At 68.0% G+C, this 14,737-nt stretch carries 19 protein-coding genes; 11 read left to right on the forward strand and 8 right to left on the reverse strand.

Features of this window, described 5'->3' with window-relative positions:
- The first annotated feature begins 139 nt into the window (after nucleotides 1–139).
- Together RJ05_RS09245 and RJ05_RS09250 are read left to right on the forward strand one after the other, a co-directional pair.
- Nucleotides 140–1,090, forward strand: coding sequence for a phosphotransferase (locus RJ05_RS09245; RefSeq protein ID WP_036535721.1), 951 nt, complete (start codon nucleotides 140–142; stop codon nucleotides 1,088–1,090).
- 77 nt (nucleotides 1,091–1,167) lie between these two features.
- Nucleotides 1,168–2,043 carry an LLM class F420-dependent oxidoreductase gene (locus RJ05_RS09250; protein WP_036535630.1) on the forward strand — a complete coding sequence of 292 codons (876 nt, stop codon included), beginning with the start codon at nucleotides 1,168–1,170 and terminating at the stop codon, nucleotides 2,041–2,043.
- A gap of 242 nt (nucleotides 2,044–2,285) precedes the next feature.
- Here RJ05_RS09250 and RJ05_RS09255 read toward each other — a convergent pair whose 3' ends face one another.
- Together RJ05_RS09255 and RJ05_RS09260 are read right to left on the reverse strand one after the other, a co-directional pair.
- A complete protein-coding gene (locus RJ05_RS09255) occupies nucleotides 2,286–2,828 on the reverse strand; it encodes a YaeQ family protein (RefSeq protein WP_036535632.1) in 543 nt (180 codons plus the stop codon).
- A 155-nt stretch (nucleotides 2,829–2,983) separates the two neighbouring features.
- A complete protein-coding gene (locus tag RJ05_RS09260; protein WP_036535634.1) occupies nucleotides 2,984–3,337 on the reverse strand; it encodes a DoxX family protein in 354 nt (117 codons plus the stop codon).
- A gap of 90 nt (nucleotides 3,338–3,427) precedes the next feature.
- Between RJ05_RS09260 and RJ05_RS09265 the strand changes: the two genes are divergently transcribed.
- From RJ05_RS09265 to RJ05_RS09275, 3 genes are all read left to right on the forward strand, one after another.
- The gene (locus RJ05_RS09265) at nucleotides 3,428–4,315 is read left to right on the forward strand and encodes a LysR family transcriptional regulator (protein ID WP_036535636.1); all 888 of its coding nucleotides are present in this window, start codon (nucleotides 3,428–3,430) and stop codon (nucleotides 4,313–4,315) included.
- A 274-nt stretch (nucleotides 4,316–4,589) separates the two neighbouring features.
- Nucleotides 4,590–5,450 carry an SGNH/GDSL hydrolase family protein gene (locus tag RJ05_RS09270; protein ID WP_036535638.1) on the forward strand — a complete coding sequence of 287 codons (861 nt, stop codon included), beginning with the start codon at nucleotides 4,590–4,592 and terminating at the stop codon, nucleotides 5,448–5,450.
- A gap of 31 nt (nucleotides 5,451–5,481) precedes the next feature.
- Nucleotides 5,482–6,444 (forward strand): esterase/lipase family protein, encoded by a 963-nt coding sequence (locus RJ05_RS09275; protein ID WP_036535640.1) that lies wholly within the window; start codon nucleotides 5,482–5,484, stop codon nucleotides 6,442–6,444.
- 55 nt (nucleotides 6,445–6,499) lie between these two features.
- Here RJ05_RS09275 and RJ05_RS09280 read toward each other — a convergent pair whose 3' ends face one another.
- On the reverse strand, nucleotides 6,500–6,691 hold the full coding sequence (locus RJ05_RS09280; RefSeq protein WP_036535642.1) for a hypothetical protein: 192 nt from the start codon (nucleotides 6,689–6,691) through the stop codon (nucleotides 6,500–6,502).
- A complete protein-coding gene (locus RJ05_RS09285; protein WP_036535644.1) occupies nucleotides 6,688–7,026 on the reverse strand; it encodes a hypothetical protein in 339 nt (112 codons plus the stop codon). Before RJ05_RS09285 ends, RJ05_RS09280 begins: the two co-directional genes overlap by 4 nt.
- A gap of 302 nt (nucleotides 7,027–7,328) precedes the next feature.
- Here RJ05_RS09285 and RJ05_RS09290 point away from each other — a divergent pair, with 302 nt between their 5' ends.
- Both RJ05_RS09290 and RJ05_RS09295 read left to right on the forward strand, forming a co-directional pair.
- On the forward strand, nucleotides 7,329–8,186 hold the full coding sequence (locus RJ05_RS09290) for a helix-turn-helix domain-containing protein (RefSeq protein WP_036535647.1): 858 nt from the start codon (nucleotides 7,329–7,331) through the stop codon (nucleotides 8,184–8,186).
- Nucleotides 8,183–8,386 (forward strand): DUF397 domain-containing protein, encoded by a 204-nt coding sequence (locus RJ05_RS09295; RefSeq protein WP_036535648.1) that lies wholly within the window; start codon nucleotides 8,183–8,185, stop codon nucleotides 8,384–8,386. The genes RJ05_RS09290 and RJ05_RS09295 overlap by 4 nt, the downstream gene beginning before the upstream one ends.
- 123 nt (nucleotides 8,387–8,509) lie before the next feature.
- Here RJ05_RS09295 and RJ05_RS09300 read toward each other — a convergent pair whose 3' ends face one another.
- From RJ05_RS09300 to RJ05_RS09310, 3 genes are all read right to left on the reverse strand, one after another.
- Entirely contained in the window at nucleotides 8,510–8,821 is a 312-nt protein-coding gene (locus tag RJ05_RS09300) for a helix-turn-helix domain-containing protein (protein ID WP_051016380.1), read from the reverse strand.
- Nucleotides 8,821–9,162 carry a type II toxin-antitoxin system RelE/ParE family toxin gene (locus RJ05_RS09305; protein WP_036535651.1) on the reverse strand — a complete coding sequence of 114 codons (342 nt, stop codon included), beginning with the start codon at nucleotides 9,160–9,162 and terminating at the stop codon, nucleotides 8,821–8,823. Before RJ05_RS09305 ends, RJ05_RS09300 begins: the two co-directional genes overlap by 1 nt.
- 65 nt (nucleotides 9,163–9,227) lie before the next feature.
- Nucleotides 9,228–9,923 (reverse strand): NAD(P)-dependent oxidoreductase, encoded by a 696-nt coding sequence (locus RJ05_RS09310; RefSeq protein WP_036535653.1) that lies wholly within the window; start codon nucleotides 9,921–9,923, stop codon nucleotides 9,228–9,230.
- An 87-nt stretch (nucleotides 9,924–10,010) separates the two neighbouring features.
- On the opposite strand from RJ05_RS09310, the gene RJ05_RS09315 reads away from it, so the two are divergent.
- Nucleotides 10,011–10,697: a TetR/AcrR family transcriptional regulator gene (locus tag RJ05_RS09315; protein ID WP_036535656.1), complete on the forward strand. Its 687-nt coding sequence runs from the start codon at nucleotides 10,011–10,013 to the stop codon at nucleotides 10,695–10,697.
- 81 nt (nucleotides 10,698–10,778) lie between these two features.
- On the opposite strand, the gene RJ05_RS09320 is transcribed toward RJ05_RS09315, so the two are convergent.
- A complete protein-coding gene (locus RJ05_RS09320; RefSeq protein WP_036535658.1) occupies nucleotides 10,779–11,069 on the reverse strand; it encodes a hypothetical protein in 291 nt (96 codons plus the stop codon).
- A gap of 194 nt (nucleotides 11,070–11,263) precedes the next feature.
- Between RJ05_RS09320 and RJ05_RS09325 the strand changes: the two genes are divergently transcribed.
- The 3 genes from RJ05_RS09325 to RJ05_RS09335 all read left to right on the forward strand — a co-directional run bounded on the left by RJ05_RS09325 (nucleotide 11,264) and on the right by RJ05_RS09335 (nucleotide 14,542).
- Nucleotides 11,264–12,130, forward strand: a complete 867-nt coding sequence (locus tag RJ05_RS09325) for an arylamine N-acetyltransferase family protein (RefSeq protein ID WP_036535661.1) — start codon at nucleotides 11,264–11,266, stop codon at nucleotides 12,128–12,130.
- Nucleotides 12,131–12,303: 173 nt separating this feature from the next.
- Nucleotides 12,304–12,507: a hypothetical protein gene (locus tag RJ05_RS09330; RefSeq protein WP_036535663.1), complete on the forward strand. Its 204-nt coding sequence runs from the start codon at nucleotides 12,304–12,306 to the stop codon at nucleotides 12,505–12,507.
- Nucleotides 12,508–12,766: 259 nt separating this feature from the next.
- Nucleotides 12,767–14,542 (forward strand): penicillin-binding transpeptidase domain-containing protein, encoded by a 1,776-nt coding sequence (locus RJ05_RS09335; RefSeq protein ID WP_051016381.1) that lies wholly within the window; start codon nucleotides 12,767–12,769, stop codon nucleotides 14,540–14,542.
- The last annotated feature ends 195 nt before the right edge of the window (nucleotides 14,543–14,737 follow it).

Below are 14,737 nucleotides of genomic sequence, written 5' to 3' on the forward strand. Positions count from 1 at the left end.
CCTACGGCGGGTAGCTCGCCGCGGGGCCGTCGGGCGCGCCGGCAGGCACGATGGACGGTCCCGGCGTGCTCGCCGTGATCGGCCGCCGGATTGCCGAGGCTTCCATGCTGTGCCCGTCCGGCGTGGCAAGATCGGCCCGGTGTCCGATTTCCTGAGCCAACACGAGCTCGCCCAGCGCACCGCCGCGGCAGTCGACGCCGCTGTCGCAGCTGCCCGTGAGCTCGGTCTGACGGTGACCGACGCGCGGGTGCTGCACGATCTGTTCTCGGTGGTCGTCCATCTCGCGCCCGCGCCCGTGGTGGCGCGGATTCCGACCGTGGTGCCCGGGATCGGCGGACTCGACGCGCTGGCGCACCGCCAACGCAGCGAACTCGACGTCACCTCGTGGCTCGTCGGCCATGGCACACCCGTGATCGCGCCGAGCCCGCTCGTACCGCGCGAACCCGTACGGCGCGAAGGGTTCTCGATGACGTTCTGGCAGTATCTGGCCGAGAATCCGGACGCCGAACCCGACTACGCGGCGAACTGCGAACGCGTCGCCGAGCTGCATGTCGCGTTGCGCGCCTATCCGGGACAGTTGTCGTTCCTGTCGGCGGCCGAACCGCGGTTCGTCACCGAAAGCCTCGCCGGGCTGGGCGAGCGGCCTGATCTGATCGAGGCCGGCGATCTCGCGCGTGCTCGCCGCGAATGGCAGGTGCTGGAACCGCTCGTGCGCTCCCGTTCGGCGTTCGAGGACGCGTTTCCCGGGATCGATCTGCAACCCATCCACGGCGATTCGCCACCCGCGAACATCTTCCCCGGCGTGGACGGCGCCCTCTTCTCCGACTTCGAACTGGTCACGCTCGGACCGGTCGAATGGGATCTGGCCGCGCTCGGACCCGGGCTGGAAGCCGCCTATGACCGTGGTGCGCGGCGAAACGGCCTGCGGCCGTTGAACAGCGAGGTCATGAAGTTCGTCAACGCCGTCGGGATGCTGCGGGTGGTCGCCTATCTCGGGCTCGCGCCGCAACTTCCGATGCTGGTGGAGGTCATGAAACCGGCCATCGATCAGTGGCGGGCGATGCCGTTCGCCGGTGGGCTCGCGCTCTGAGCGCCAGCGCTTGACTTGGAGTGCACTCCAGCTCATAGCCTGGGTCGCACACGCTGCCCCACTGAGGAGATCATCGTATGGACCTCGGCTTTCACATCCCGAACTTCGACATCGACGGCGGTCCCGGCGCGATCGCCGGTGAATTGGCCAGGGTCGGCGCGGCCGTGGAGGAGTCCGGCGCGACCTGGCTGTCGTTCATGGACCATTACTTCCAGATCCCGCCGACCGGCCTGCCCGCCGAGGCGAACATGCTCGAGGGGTACACCACGCTCGGCTACCTCGCCGCGCACACCTCGACCGTCGAACTCGGCCTGCTGGTCACCGGCGTCACCTACCGTCATCCCGGCCTGCTGGCCAAGATCGTCACCACCCTCGACGTGCTCTCCGGCGGCCGCGCCGCCCTCGGCCTCGGTGCGGCGTGGTTCGACCGCGAACACGAGGGCCTCGGTGTCCCGTTCCCCGCCATCTCCGAACGCTTCGAACGTCTCGAGGAGGCATTGCAGATCTGCGCCCAGATGTGGGACCCGACCAACAACGGCCCCTTCACGGGCAAGCACTACCAGCTCGCCGAAACCCTCTGCGCCCCACAACCACTGCACCACCCCACCGTCCTCATCGGCGGCGGCGGCGAACGCAAAACCCTGCGCCTGGTCGCCCAGTACGGCGACGCCTGCAACCTCTTCGCCACCTCACCCGCCGAGGTAGCCCACAAACTCGACGTCCTGCGCAAACACTGCGACACCCTCGGCCGTGACTACGACACGATCCGCAAGACCGTCATGGCCGACCGCACCTACGCCACCCCCGACACCCGCGACGAATTCGTCCGCACCATGGCCGAATACGCCGCCCTCGGCATCGACGCCGTCATGGCTATCCCCCTCACCGGCTCCCCGGCCAAGTGGATCGACGGTATGGCCCCGGTCGTGCCCCAGTTCGCCGAGCTGGGGTGAGGGGTGCGGTGCGTGGTGGGAAGTGGATGCGCCCGCGCCCGTCGTAAATGACACCATGCAGCGGCCCAGGGCACCTGCCACGCCTACGACGCCGTCGCGCGGGAGATCGACCCGACATTCGACGAGAAGGGCAGATCCGCGCGGCTCATGCGGCTGGTGATCGGGCGATCGTCGCGCCACCATTACGCGCGGGCAGTTGGGCAGTGGCCCGCTCCCGATGCGGGGGAAACAGGGCGCGGAATCTACGCGAGTGAGTGCTCGCCGATTTCGGTGGTGAATCCGGTTCCGTTGAGCTCCAGGTAGAGCTGGCGTTCGGTGATCGAGACGGTGGCGGTGGTGCGGCGGTCGAGGGTGGTGGCGGCGGAGTCGATGAAGGGGCGGGCGAAGCTGTGCAGGGGGATGGATTCGGCGTGGTGGATGCGTTTGCCGGTGAGGGCGGCCAGGACTTTGGCGGGGTCGCGGTGGGTGTAGATGGCTACCCGGTCGGCGAGTTTGGCGGCGCGGTGGATGCGGTCGGCGTCGGGGGCGCCGACGTCGATCCAGGTGGTGAGGCGGCCGGTGAGGTCGCGGATGAGGACGGGAGGTTCGTCGGTGGCGGAGACGCCGCCGTCGCTGAAGGTGATGCCGTCGTCGTATTCGAGGCAGTAGGCGAGGATGCGGGTGAGCATGTACTCGGCGGTCTCGGACGGGTGGCGCGCGACCCGCAGCTCCAGGTCCTGGTAGACGCCGCGGTCGACGTCGGCCAGCTGGATGGTGAAGGTGTACAGGGTTGCGCTGAGAGCCATGGGTGGAGCCTACGGTGGGCTCGGTGACGATCGGATGTCCGGCTCTACGCGGGGCGGTAGGCGCGACTGCCGGTGGGCGTGCAACTCATCGGCCCGAAGTTCGAGGACCGAGCCACCCGGCCCCGTCGCGGTGATAGCCGGCCCCGCCGCGGTGCTCACCCGAGGTGATAAGCCAAGGTCACGGCGAGATTCAGCGCCATCAGCGTGAGGGCCCCGCCCGCTTTCCCGAGATCGCGATCGTGGACTCTCAGGTGGGCGATGATCGCGCCGACGAAATGGAAGACGAGCCCGGCGGCCGCGGCGACACCGACAACGGGCAGCGCGAATCCGGCCAGCACACCCAGCCCGCCGGCCGCGAACATCAGCCCGATCGGCCGCGTCCACGACAGCGGAACCTGCACCTGCTCGGCCGCCGCCACCGTGACCGGATGACGAGTGAAGTTCATCCACGCCCCGCCCGCGCACAGCAGCGCGGTGAGCACGGTCGAGAGCACGTACAGCGCGAACATCGGTCGCCTTTCTTCCTGCGTTGGGATCTGCCTCCACCCTCGCCGCCACCGGTGTTGGCCGTCCAATACCTGCATCCATAACCTGATGGCATGGATGTCGACACCAGGCTGCTCCGCTACTTCGCGGCGGTCGCCGACGAGGGCAACCTCACCCGCGCGGCCGAACGGCTGTACGTGTCGCAGCCCTCGCTCACCAAACAGATCCGCCGCCTGGAAGAGCTCCTCGGCGTGACACTGTTCGTGCGTTCGCGCGCCGGCATGGCACTCACCGAGCCGGGCAAGGCCCTGGCCCGCTCGGTGCCGGCGCTGTTGACGGATTGGCAGCGAGCTGTGGCCGAGGTCAAAACCGCTGCGGCCGAACAGGATCGCGTGCTGCGCGTGGGATTTCTGGCCAGCGCGGCGAACGAGGCAACCACCGACATCATCGCCGCGTTCGGTGAGCTGCGGCCCGGCTGGCGGGTGGAGATGCGGCAGAGCCCCTGGTGGGATCCCACCGCGGGGCTGGCCGACGGTGAGGTGGACGTCGCGCTGCTGCGGGTGCCGTTCCCCGGCCAGCAGGCCTGGGGCGTCGAAGTGCTGCTGACCGAACCGCGCGGGGTGATGCTGCCCAGCACCCATCGGCTCGCCGACGCGGAGACCATCGACTTCCCGCAACTATGGGACGAGCCGTTCATCGCCGCCCCCGATTCGACCGGCCGGTGGCGCGATTACTGGCTCGCTGTCGACGAACGCCACGGGCATCCGGTGCGCATCGGCGCCGTCACCGAGCACACCGATGAATGGCTGAGCGCGATCGCCAATGGTTACGGGGTCGCGCTCGCTCCGGAATCGGCGGGGCGCTACTTCCAGCGGCCGGGGGTGGTGTACCGCCCGGTGACGGGAATCGCGCCGACTCAGGTGGCCGTCGCCTGGGATCCCGCGACCGATGCCCCGGCCGTGCGCGACTTCGTCGCCAGCTGCCTGCGGTTCCGCCAGTAGATGAGACGGCCGGAGGCAGGGCCTCGGGGACCCGCTTGGTGCGGCGGAGCGGCGTGCGGGCGACCCGCGACCCGCGAACAAGGCGTACTGCGCCGCTGATAGCAGCTCCCGGCAGCGGCAAGAAATCATGCCCCGCGCTCGGGCACTGCGCGCGAAAGTGCTCACGCGAGCAGAACGGTCTCGCTAGGATTCGGCCCTATTGAGACGACGTGGTCTCAAAGGTGGCACCAGGTGCAAGGCCCCGCCACCACGGCTCGAACACCTAGGACATCCGATGCCCCGCACTCGCACCCGACTCGCCGCTGTGCTCGCGTTATCGATGCTGGCAGTGCCGTCGACGGCTGTGCATGCGGTTCCCGGGCCGTCCGCCGGAGCGGAGTACGTGGCGCTCGGTGACTCCGGCGCGGCGACGGCGGGTGTAGTGGACATCGACTCGACAGCGCCATTGACGTGCGTCCGGTCGAACTCGAACGCGCCGACGCTGGTGGCGCGGCGACTCGGCCTCGAACTGGACGATCGGACGTGCAGCAGCGCCAAGATCCCGGATCTGCTGCGCTCGCAGGCTCCCGGTGTCGCGCCGCAGATGGAGGCGCTCGGCCCGAACACCCGGATCGTGACCCTGCACATCGGCGCCAATGACGCCAACATGACCAGGCACATCCTCGGCGGCTGCCACGCCGGTATCGCGACCGGCGGCTGTGCCGCGGCCGCGGACCCGGCATGGAACGCCGAGATCGACGCCATCGCCCCCGCATACGCCACTGCCCTGGACGAGATCTCCCGCCGCGCACCGAATGCGACGATCTTCGTCGACGGCTGGCCGACCTACCTGGGCGAGTCCAGTTGCGCGGCGATGCTGGGCCTGCGTGACGCCGACGCGCCCTACATCCAGTCGAAGTTCGCCCGCCTCAACACCGTCGTCGCCCGCGAAGCCGCCGCGCACGGCGCGATCTACATCGACACCGTCGCAGCGTCACCGCCCGCGGGCATGTGCGCCGATCCGGCGGTGCGCTGGTTCGATCCGGTCATCGCCGACCAGACTCTGCTCCCGTATCACCCGACGTTGGAAGGCCACCGCGGTGTCGCCGACCTGATCGCTGCCGCGATCACCGATTCCGGTGTCCTGAATCGCTGAACCACCCGATCGACACGAAGGATCCTCGACGATGAGGCCGACCACCATCCGCCGCGTTTTCTTGGCCGCCGCCGCCGTCTGCCTGATGGCTTCCGGGACCGGCGTCTCCGCGGCCGCTCCCGAGCCGAGACCATCGGTGCAGACCGTCGAGGAGGCCTTGACCTGCACCGGCGATCCCCGCACCGGACCGACCCCGCTGCTGCTGTTGCACGGAACCACCTCCTCTGCCGAGGCCAACTGGTCCTGGAACTGGGATCGCTACCTCGACGCACAGGGCTGGGCGCACTGCGATCTGCAATCACCCGGCAACGCCAACGGCGATATCCAGATCAACGGTGAATACGTCGCCCGCGCGATCGGTATCCTGGCCGAGCGCGCGGGCCGGCCGATCTCGATCCTCGGCCACAGCCAGGGCGGGATGGTGGCGCGCTGGGCATTCGCCTTCTGGCCGCACACCCGCGACCTGGTCGACGACTACGTGGGGTTCTCCTCGTCGAATCACGGTTCCCGCAATCCGATCCAGGATTGCCGCAGCACCAAGGAATGCTCGGCGGCCAGGTGGCAGCAGACGGCAGGCTCGAATTTTCTCACCGCCCTCAACCGACAGCCCGAGACCTTCGCGCAGATCGACTACACGGTGGTCGCCACCACCTTGGACGAAATCGTGGTGCCGCACACCTCGTCCTACCTCGCCGCCGGACCGAACGTGGCCAATGTGGCAGTGCAGGATCTGTGCCCGGGCAGGCTGGTCGAGCATTTCGGCATGGCCTACGACAACACGGCCTTTCAGCTGGCGATCGACGCGTTCACCCATGAGGGACCGGCGGTGGTGGATCGAGTCGGCCGGTCGAGCTGCGGGCAGATGCTGATGCCCGGCGTCGACCCGGCCGCGTACGCACAGAACACCGCGATGGCATTGAACGTGACGGTCCAGTCGTCGCTGTCGGCGCCACGTCTCGGTGCGGAACCGCCGGTCATGCCGTACGCGGGCTGAGCGGGACAGCCTCGGTGCCGAGCCGACAGCCGCCGGATCGCGGGTGTCGCGGCGCCTACATGTGCGGCCAGTCCGCCGGGACCATCCGCTTCGCCTGCACCAGACGGATTTTCGCCTGATGCCGGATCGGGCAGTTGGTGGTCAGGCAATGCCGGTGCTTCTGCATCACCAGGTGGGCGGTGGTCACGTCCATGACGGGCAGGCGGGCGTGGCCGAGCAGCGGTTCCAGCATGGATTCGGTGATCATTCGAAGCTCTCCAGTTTCTTCAGCGGCCAGCGGGCATAGACGTGGAACGGATCCAGCGTGATCACATCGACGAGTTGCTCGAGCGCGCGGAACGCGTAATCGAGATGAACGAGCGAGGGCACGAACAGCGCTTCGGCGCGGTAGCGGCGAATCGCGTCGGCGGTGTCGGATTCCCAGAACGCGGGTTCGGGCCCGAACACCAGCAGCGGCTCGTGCAGGCGGTAACCGAGCCGAACAGCCAGCCGGCGCATCCGCGTTTCGTCCCAGCGTGAGCAGCCCGGCGTCTCGTCCCGAAACCGGATGAGCCCCAGCGCGACCGGTGTATCGTCGTCCACATCATCCTCACGATTCGTTGGGTGCCACCAGGGCCGGGGCGAGGGGCAATCGCCATCCGCAACCCGCGCTCCACGGCATCGTGCAGATGTCTGTTCCGGGGCTTTCGCAGGGGGCACATCCCCCGGAACAGCTGGCCCGGCCCTGGTGACCGGCGCCAGGAAAACACGGCTCTGCCAGCGGGTTCCAGTTTTCGAGGGATGCTGAGATGAGTTCACCGGCTTCCCCAGAGGGCACTCCGTAGCGGCGCCGAATCCCATCCACGAATCGACCGCGAATCCATCCACGAGGGGGAAGGCGAACGATGACCACCAAGCCGGTGCCGACCAACATCCCGCGCAGGCAGCTCGGCCGGCAGCTACGGGAAATCCGCCAGGGCGCGGGGCTTTCCATCGAACATCTCGCCCGGCTGCTCGGGCGAGGAGCGACGACGGTGCAGAGATTGGAGACCGGGACGGCGAACACGATCCGGATCAGTGATCTGGAGGGGATCTGTGAGCTGTGTAATGCGGAGGAGAAGCTGGCAGGGTTGGTGAAGCTGGCGGAGCAAGCGGGGGAGCCGGATCAAGGGTGGTGGCATCAGTACGCCGAAGTGCTCAATGAAAACTTCGCGCCGTATCTGAGCCTCGAGGCGAACGCGATGAAGGTAACCCAGTATCAGTGCGGACTGGTTCCCGGACTACTGCAAGTCCCGGACTACACGCGCGCCCTCGGTAAGTTGGCAGACAGCCCTCCCGAGGAGACCGAGGATCAGGTTCGCATCCGAGCCAAGCGCCAGCGCGTGCTCCATCGCACCAGGAGCCCGTTGCCGTACGACGTTCTTGTCGAGGAGGCAGTGCTGCGAAGGATCGTGAGTAGCCGGGCGGTGATGGCGCAGCAGCTCAAGGCGCTCGCAGACGTACCCGCCAACGTCGAATTCCGAGTGGTTCCGATCGGCGCTCCGTGTCCCCATCCAAACCAGGTGAACTCATTCGTCATTCTCGACCTGGCGAGCGAACCGTCGGTGGTCCACCTCGAACAGCTGAGCTCGAGCATCTACTACGACCGCCCGCGGACGGTCCACGAATATCGCCGAGCACACGAGGCATTCAAGCGAGTAGCGTTGTCCGTGCCGGACAGTAAACGTTTACTCAGGCAGATCGCGAGGGAGTACAAGGCGTGAACGTCGATCTTTCGGGCGCTCGATGGTTCAAATCCACGCGCAGTGGCAACGGTGGCGAATGCGTCGAAGTAGCCCACCTCACCGCCCACGTCGCCGTCCGAGACTCCAAAAACCCCACCGGCCCAGCCCTCATCTTCACCCCCTCCACCTGGGACGCCTTCCTCACCCGAACCCGCACCGGCCTCACCCTCCCCAAGTAACCCCCGCTCAGGCGGCGACGAGTGGTACATGAGGCAGGCCGCACCGGCGTGCCACCAGCCGCATGTACCGCTCGTCGCGCCCTATGGGTGCGGGGTCGACGCCTCTGGGGCGAGCGTCGTGTGCTAGGCGATGCGGTAGGACTGGTCGCCGAATCGCGCTATGACCTCGAAGGAGCCACCTAGTCCCTCGACGTACTTGCGGATGGTCTCGATCTTCGAGTGCTCGATCCCGCCGTTCTCGATCTTGGACACGGTGCGCTGGCCGACGCCGATCTGCTTGCCGAGATCGGTTTGATTCAACTGCTGCGCTTCCCGTAGCTCGGCGAGACGGTACGCGCGCTCGATCGTCCGCATTTCGTGGCGGACCGCTGCTATACGGGACTGATCGTAGCCACCGCGCGGATGCCGCGTCTGGTCGCTCGTGTACAGCTCCATCAGCCCAACCCTTCTAGATGTTCGTCGTATATCCGATCTGCGATCGGTATGTTCTTTTCGTACCACTCTTTCCACTTGTTGGTTTTGTCTCCGGCTATGAGGAAGATCGCCGAACGCTGTGGGTCGAAGGCGAAGATGATTCTGGCGTGTGATCCCGGGATGCGGAGTTCTTTCATGTTCGAGTGTCGGGAGGCCCGGAGGGTGTCGACCCATGGCCGGCCGACTCCTGGCCCGCGCTCCTCCAGCTCCTGGCGTGCGGCCTCGTAGTGGTCGTATGTTTCTTCGTCCAGGCTTTCAATCCAGTCGAAGACCTGCTTGGTGAGTCGGATGGTCCAAGCCACCTGCTCCAGAGTACCGCCTGTAGGGTCTAGAGTCTATAGGGTCTAAATTCGTATCTCGGTGGCTTTCACCTGGCGGCGAGGACGCTGGGGGAGAGGCGGCCGACGATGGCGGGGGCCTGGTGGATGAGGGTGTTGTCGGTGAGGGCTTCGATCATGAAGAGGGCGAAGTCGGTGCGGCGGGTGCGGTTGGTGGCGAGGATGGGGTCGCCGACGTGGGGGCTCCAGACGGGGAGGCCCTGGCTTTCGCCTTCTTCGAGGTCGCTGGCGCGGACCAGGGTCCAGCGGCGGTCGCTGGCGTAGATGCGGTGGGCGGCCTCCACCTGGTCGTCGATTTCGACCGCGCGGACCAGGCGGGCCAGCCAGGTGGTGATCCGGACGATGGTCTTGAACTGCCAGGTGTAGGTGTCGTTGTCGTCACGGGCTACGTGCCAGCCACAGGAAAAGATTAGGCGCGCATCGGCTTCGGCGTAATCGAGGACGGCCTGTGCGGTACCGGAGGAGTACTGCTGGATGCCCCAGGGCGCCAGCACGGTCAGCACGCCGTCGCAGCCGGCCACCGCCTCGCGGATCACCTCGCGGTCGTTGGTGGGTCCGGGGACGATGGTGATGCGATCGGCGTATTCGGCCAGCTTCGGCACGCTTTTCTCCCGGCAGACACCGACGACCTCGTAACCCCGATCCAGGGCATGGCGAACCATGTACTGCCCGAGCTTGCCCGAGGCGCCGACAATGCACACCTTCTGAATCCGATCCGAGCTCATGTCCGCACTCCTGCCTGTCACGGTGAAACTTACGTTGTAAGTCACGGTAGACTTACGGTGTAAGTGCGTCAAGGGCGGAGGAAACGGATGGGCGAACAGGGCACGCGCCGCAAGCGCGCCGATCGGGCGCCGCTGAGCAGGGGCCGGGTGATCGACGCGGCGATGCGGCTCGCCGACGAGAAGGGCGCGGCCGGGGTCACGATGCGCGCGGTCGCGGCCGGGCTCGGCGTGGAGGCGATGTCGCTGTACAACCATGTGGCCGGTCGCGACGACATCCTCGACGGAATGGTCGACGCGGTCTTCGGCGAGATCGACCTTCCCGCTGCGGGTCCGGACTGGAAGTCGGCCATGCGCGAGCGCGCCCACTCCACGCGCGCGGCGCTACGGCGACACCGCTGGGCCGTCGGCATGCTGGATTCCCGCAGCCATCCGGGGCCCGCCACCCTGCGTCATCACGACGCGGTGCTCGGCGTGCTGCGCGCCGGTGGCTTCTCGACAGCGATGGCCGCCCACGCCTTTTCGGTGATCGACAGCTACCTCTACGGTTTCGTGCTCCAGGAACTGAGCCTGCCGTTCCGTAACCGCGCCGAACTCGACGAGGTCGCCACCGGCATCCTGTCCGACGCGCCGGCCGAGGAATACCCGCACCTCACCGAACTCATCGCCGACCAAGCGCTGCGGCGGGACTACTCCTACGCCGACGAATTCGAGTTCGGGCTGACCCTGATCCTGGACGCGCTGCACCCGGATGGCGCACCTGAGCCCCGCGCCTGACGGTACTGAAGGCCCGGCTCCGTCAAAAAGCTCATTCGCGCGGCCGGGCGGTTCACGTCGAGTGCGCCGGGTGCGCGAACCTCAGCGGTCGGCGGAGGGGCGCGGCGGATGACCGTCCGGGCCGACCGGCGGCGGGCACGGCCTGCCGTCGGCGCCGATCGGAGGTGGCAGCGGCTTACCGTCCGGACCGATCGGAGGTGGCAGCGGCCTGCCGTCGGGTCCCAGCGGCGGGGGCGGGCAGCCCTCGCCCGGGACGACTGCCGGCGCGACCGGCGCGGTGCCGGTGGGCGTGCCAAGGGCCGATCCGGCGCCGATAACGCCGAAGCCGGCGATCGCGGCGGCGACGAGAACGCTCGCGGTCCGAAGCCTCATGATGTGATCCTCACTCGAATGTGGTTGTCCTACAACGGCTTGGACGCAGGCGCTGGCCTCCGGTTCCCTCCGGGTCTGCAATGTGACGGCAATCACATCAGTCCGTTCGGTGCTGAGGGCCGGGTCCGCCGGAACATGCTCGCGCCCCATCGGGTTGTCCGAGACGACGACACGGCGAGGAAACGAGGACACCGATGAGCAAGCCCGCAGACCCGGCCTACCACTGGAACGGCGACGACCTGGACCTGGAGGCGTACCTGTCCCGGATCGGGTTCGACGGCGAGCGCGCACCCACCGTCGCGACACTGCGGGCGCTGGTGGCCGCGCACACCACCTCGATCCCGTTCGAGAACTTCGAGGCGGTGCTCGGCAGGCCGGTGCCGCTGGATCTGGAAACGTTGCAGGACAAGCTGGTCCGCCGGCGGCGCGGCGGGTACTGCTATGAGAACGTCGGGCTGTTCGCCGCGGCGCTGGAACGACTCGGATTCGGCGTCACCGGGCTCAGCGGCCGGGTGACGATGGGCTCGGGTGGCCTGCGCCCGGCGACGCATGCGCTGCTGCGCGTCACCACCACCGACGACGACCGGGTGTGGATCGTCGACGTCGGATTCGGCGCGGGACCGGCCGCACCATATGAACTCGCCGATTCCGGCGGCGAATTCACCCTCGGTGAATGGAAGTTCCGCCTCGAACACGGCACCGGCGAACTCGGCAGCGACCTGTGGACACTGCATCAGTTCGCCCGAGACGGCTGGGTCGACCGCTACAACTTCACCCTGAACCCGCAATACCGCATCGATTTCGAAGTCGGCAACCACTTCGTCTCGACCTCGCCGCGTTCGCCGTTCACCCAGCGCCCCTTCGTGCAACGCTTCCACCCCGCTGCCCACCACATCCTCGACGGAGCCACCTGGACCACCGAATACCCCGACGGCACCAGCGAAACCCGCGACGTGGAACTCGGCGAACTGTCCAAAGTGCTGACCGAAGTCTTCGATATCGACCTCACCGAGGAGGACGCGAAGGCGGTGATTTCCGCCCCCTGGACCGTGCGCGGGTGAGCACGGCCGCCGACTCGGCCGCCGCGAGTGGGGCGCGGCCGGTCAGCCCGTCGGCGCTCTCGCCGCGCATCGAGAAAACGCCGGAACTCCGGTAATGCGATCCAGAAAACCGCTGGTCAGATAGGTTGCAGGCGTTGATCAAGTGTTTCCGTATCGATTCGAGAAGGAGTCACATGATTCACAAAACCGCCGGCGCGATCGCAGCCGGACTGTTCACCGCCACCGTGTCGATCGCACTGGCCGCGGGTACCGCGACGGCAGACCCGCAGCAATATCCGAATCCCTATCCGGGAACGCCCGAGGGTAGCAACGGACAACCCCAGGTCCCGGCAGATTCCAACTCGACCACACAGCAGCCGAAATCCGAACGTGAGTAGTTGCTCGAGCGCTGCAAGACGCTGCCCACGTATTACCAGTGGAAGTGCTACCGGGATGCAGACCAACTTCCGCACTGATCCGATGGCCCGGACCGCCCGATCATCGCTGTAAGCGCTCCGATCGGGCGGTCCACCGGGCACTACGTGATATCGCCGCCGATACTCGAAATAGCCGACCTCCGGTTCCGTCCACTCCGGCCACGGCGTACGGAACGTCTCCGTCGGCACGCCGTGGGGAACGCAGCCTCGTTCGAATCGCATGCGCATCGCTACCCTCGGGCGAGTGCGCACCGATCGGAAAGTCTTCGTGGTACTGGCCGCCGTCGCATTGCTCGCCGCCGGGTGTTCGTCCGGATCGGAACAGCCCGACACCGTGGCGGGCGAGTTCGTCGAGGCCCTGAACAGGGATGATCTGCCGGCGGCGGCCGCGCTGACCGACAACCCGGCGCAGGCGGGGGAGGCGCTGCGCGGGCTGTACGAGGGGCTGGGGTCGGAGGTCGTCTTCCGGGTCGCCGACGCCGAGGAAGGCCGCTTCACCCTCGCCGCGACCTGGAAGCTCGGCAAGGACGGCAAGCGCGAGTGGACATACACCACCACCGGCACGGCCGCCGAATCCGGTGACGACTGGGCGATCCACTGGAATCCGGCGACGGTCGCACCCGGGCTGGACAAGGGCCCGCTGACCTACGCGCCGGTGTATCCGGAACCCGCGCGAGTGCTCGACGCGAGCGGCGGGGAACTCATGACCGAGCAGGTGGTCACCCTCGTCAACGTCGCGCAAGGCGCCGACACCGCGGCACTGGCCGCCGTGCTCGCCCCGGTCGCGCCCACCATCACCGCCGCATCGCTGAACGCCGATCTGGCGGCCGCCGAAGGCAAACCGATCACACCGATCAGCTTGCGCGCCAGCGATATCGCGCCGATCCAGCAGGCGCTGGCCGCTGTCCCCGGCGTCACCCTCGCACCGCAGACCCGGCTGCTGACCACCGATAAATCGCTGGCCGCGCCGACACTGTCGGGTCTGAACGAACTGTGGCAGCAGCGCGCCGACGAGGCCGCGGGCTGGGCCGTGCGCGCGCAGACCCCGCAGGGCACCGAACGGATCGCGGGCCAGGACCCGCAGCCGACCACCGACATCACCACCACCCTCGACATCGACCTGCAACATGCCGCCGAGCAGGCGCTGACACCCCTGGCTCAACCCGCGGCGATCGTCGCGGTGCAACCCTCGACCGGGAAGGTGGTGGCAGTCGCCCAGAACGAGGCCGCCGACGCGCAGGGCCCGATCGCGCTGACCGGGCTGTACCCGCCCGGTTCGACCTTCAAGACGGTGACGGTCTCGGCGGCGCTCGCGGACGGCGCCGTCACCCCGGACACCGTGCTGCCCTGCCCGGGCGAGGCGAATATCGAAGGCCGCCGCATCCCCAACGATGACAGCTTCGACCTGGGCGAGGTGCCGCTGCACACCGCCTTCGCCCGCTCCTGCAACACCACCATGGCCCGGCTGGCGGTGAACTTGCCGCCGAACGCGCTCACCGACACCGCCGGACAGCTGGGCCTTGGCATCGACTACGTCACGCCGGGCCTCACCACCGTCACCGGTTCGGTGCCGCCCGCGAACACCCCCGCCGAACGGGTCGAATCGAGCATCGGTCAGGGCACCGTCACCGCGTCGCCGTTCGGGATGGCCCTGGTCGCGGCCTCGCTCGCGCACGGGAGCCCACCCACGCCGATGCTGGTCGCGGGTGCGCCAGGCGTCGCAGATCGGACACCGCAACCGCTTGCGGCGGGCGTGGCCGAACAGGTGCGCACGATGATGCGCGAAACGATCACCGCGGGCACCGCCACCCAGCTCGCCGATATCCCCGGGCTGCTCGGCAAGACCGGCACCGCCGAATACGGCGACAACTCGAACGCGCACGGCTGGTTCGTCGGCATCGACGGTGACCTGGCCTTCGCGGTGTTCGTGGCGGACGCGGGGAGTTCGGCGCCGGCCGTGGACGCCGCGGGGCGCATGCTGCGCGGGAGTCGCTGACCGGGGGTGAGCCGGTCGGTCTCGGCGGCCCGCTCCACCGGCTGTCCTGCGCCGCCGGGGACGTCGTGGTCGACGGTTCCACCGGACGCCCTGCGTTCGTGCCGTCGGGTCTGCGCCCGGCCGGTCCGGGAGGCCACCGAGCGCGGTCGCGACTACGACGGCGGTGAGACACGGCGGTGATGAGTGCGCGCTCGA

Source organism: Nocardia cyriacigeorgica NBRC 100375 (assembly GCF_000308555.1).
Lineage (GTDB): Bacteria > Actinomycetota > Actinomycetes > Mycobacteriales > Mycobacteriaceae > Nocardia > Nocardia cyriacigeorgica.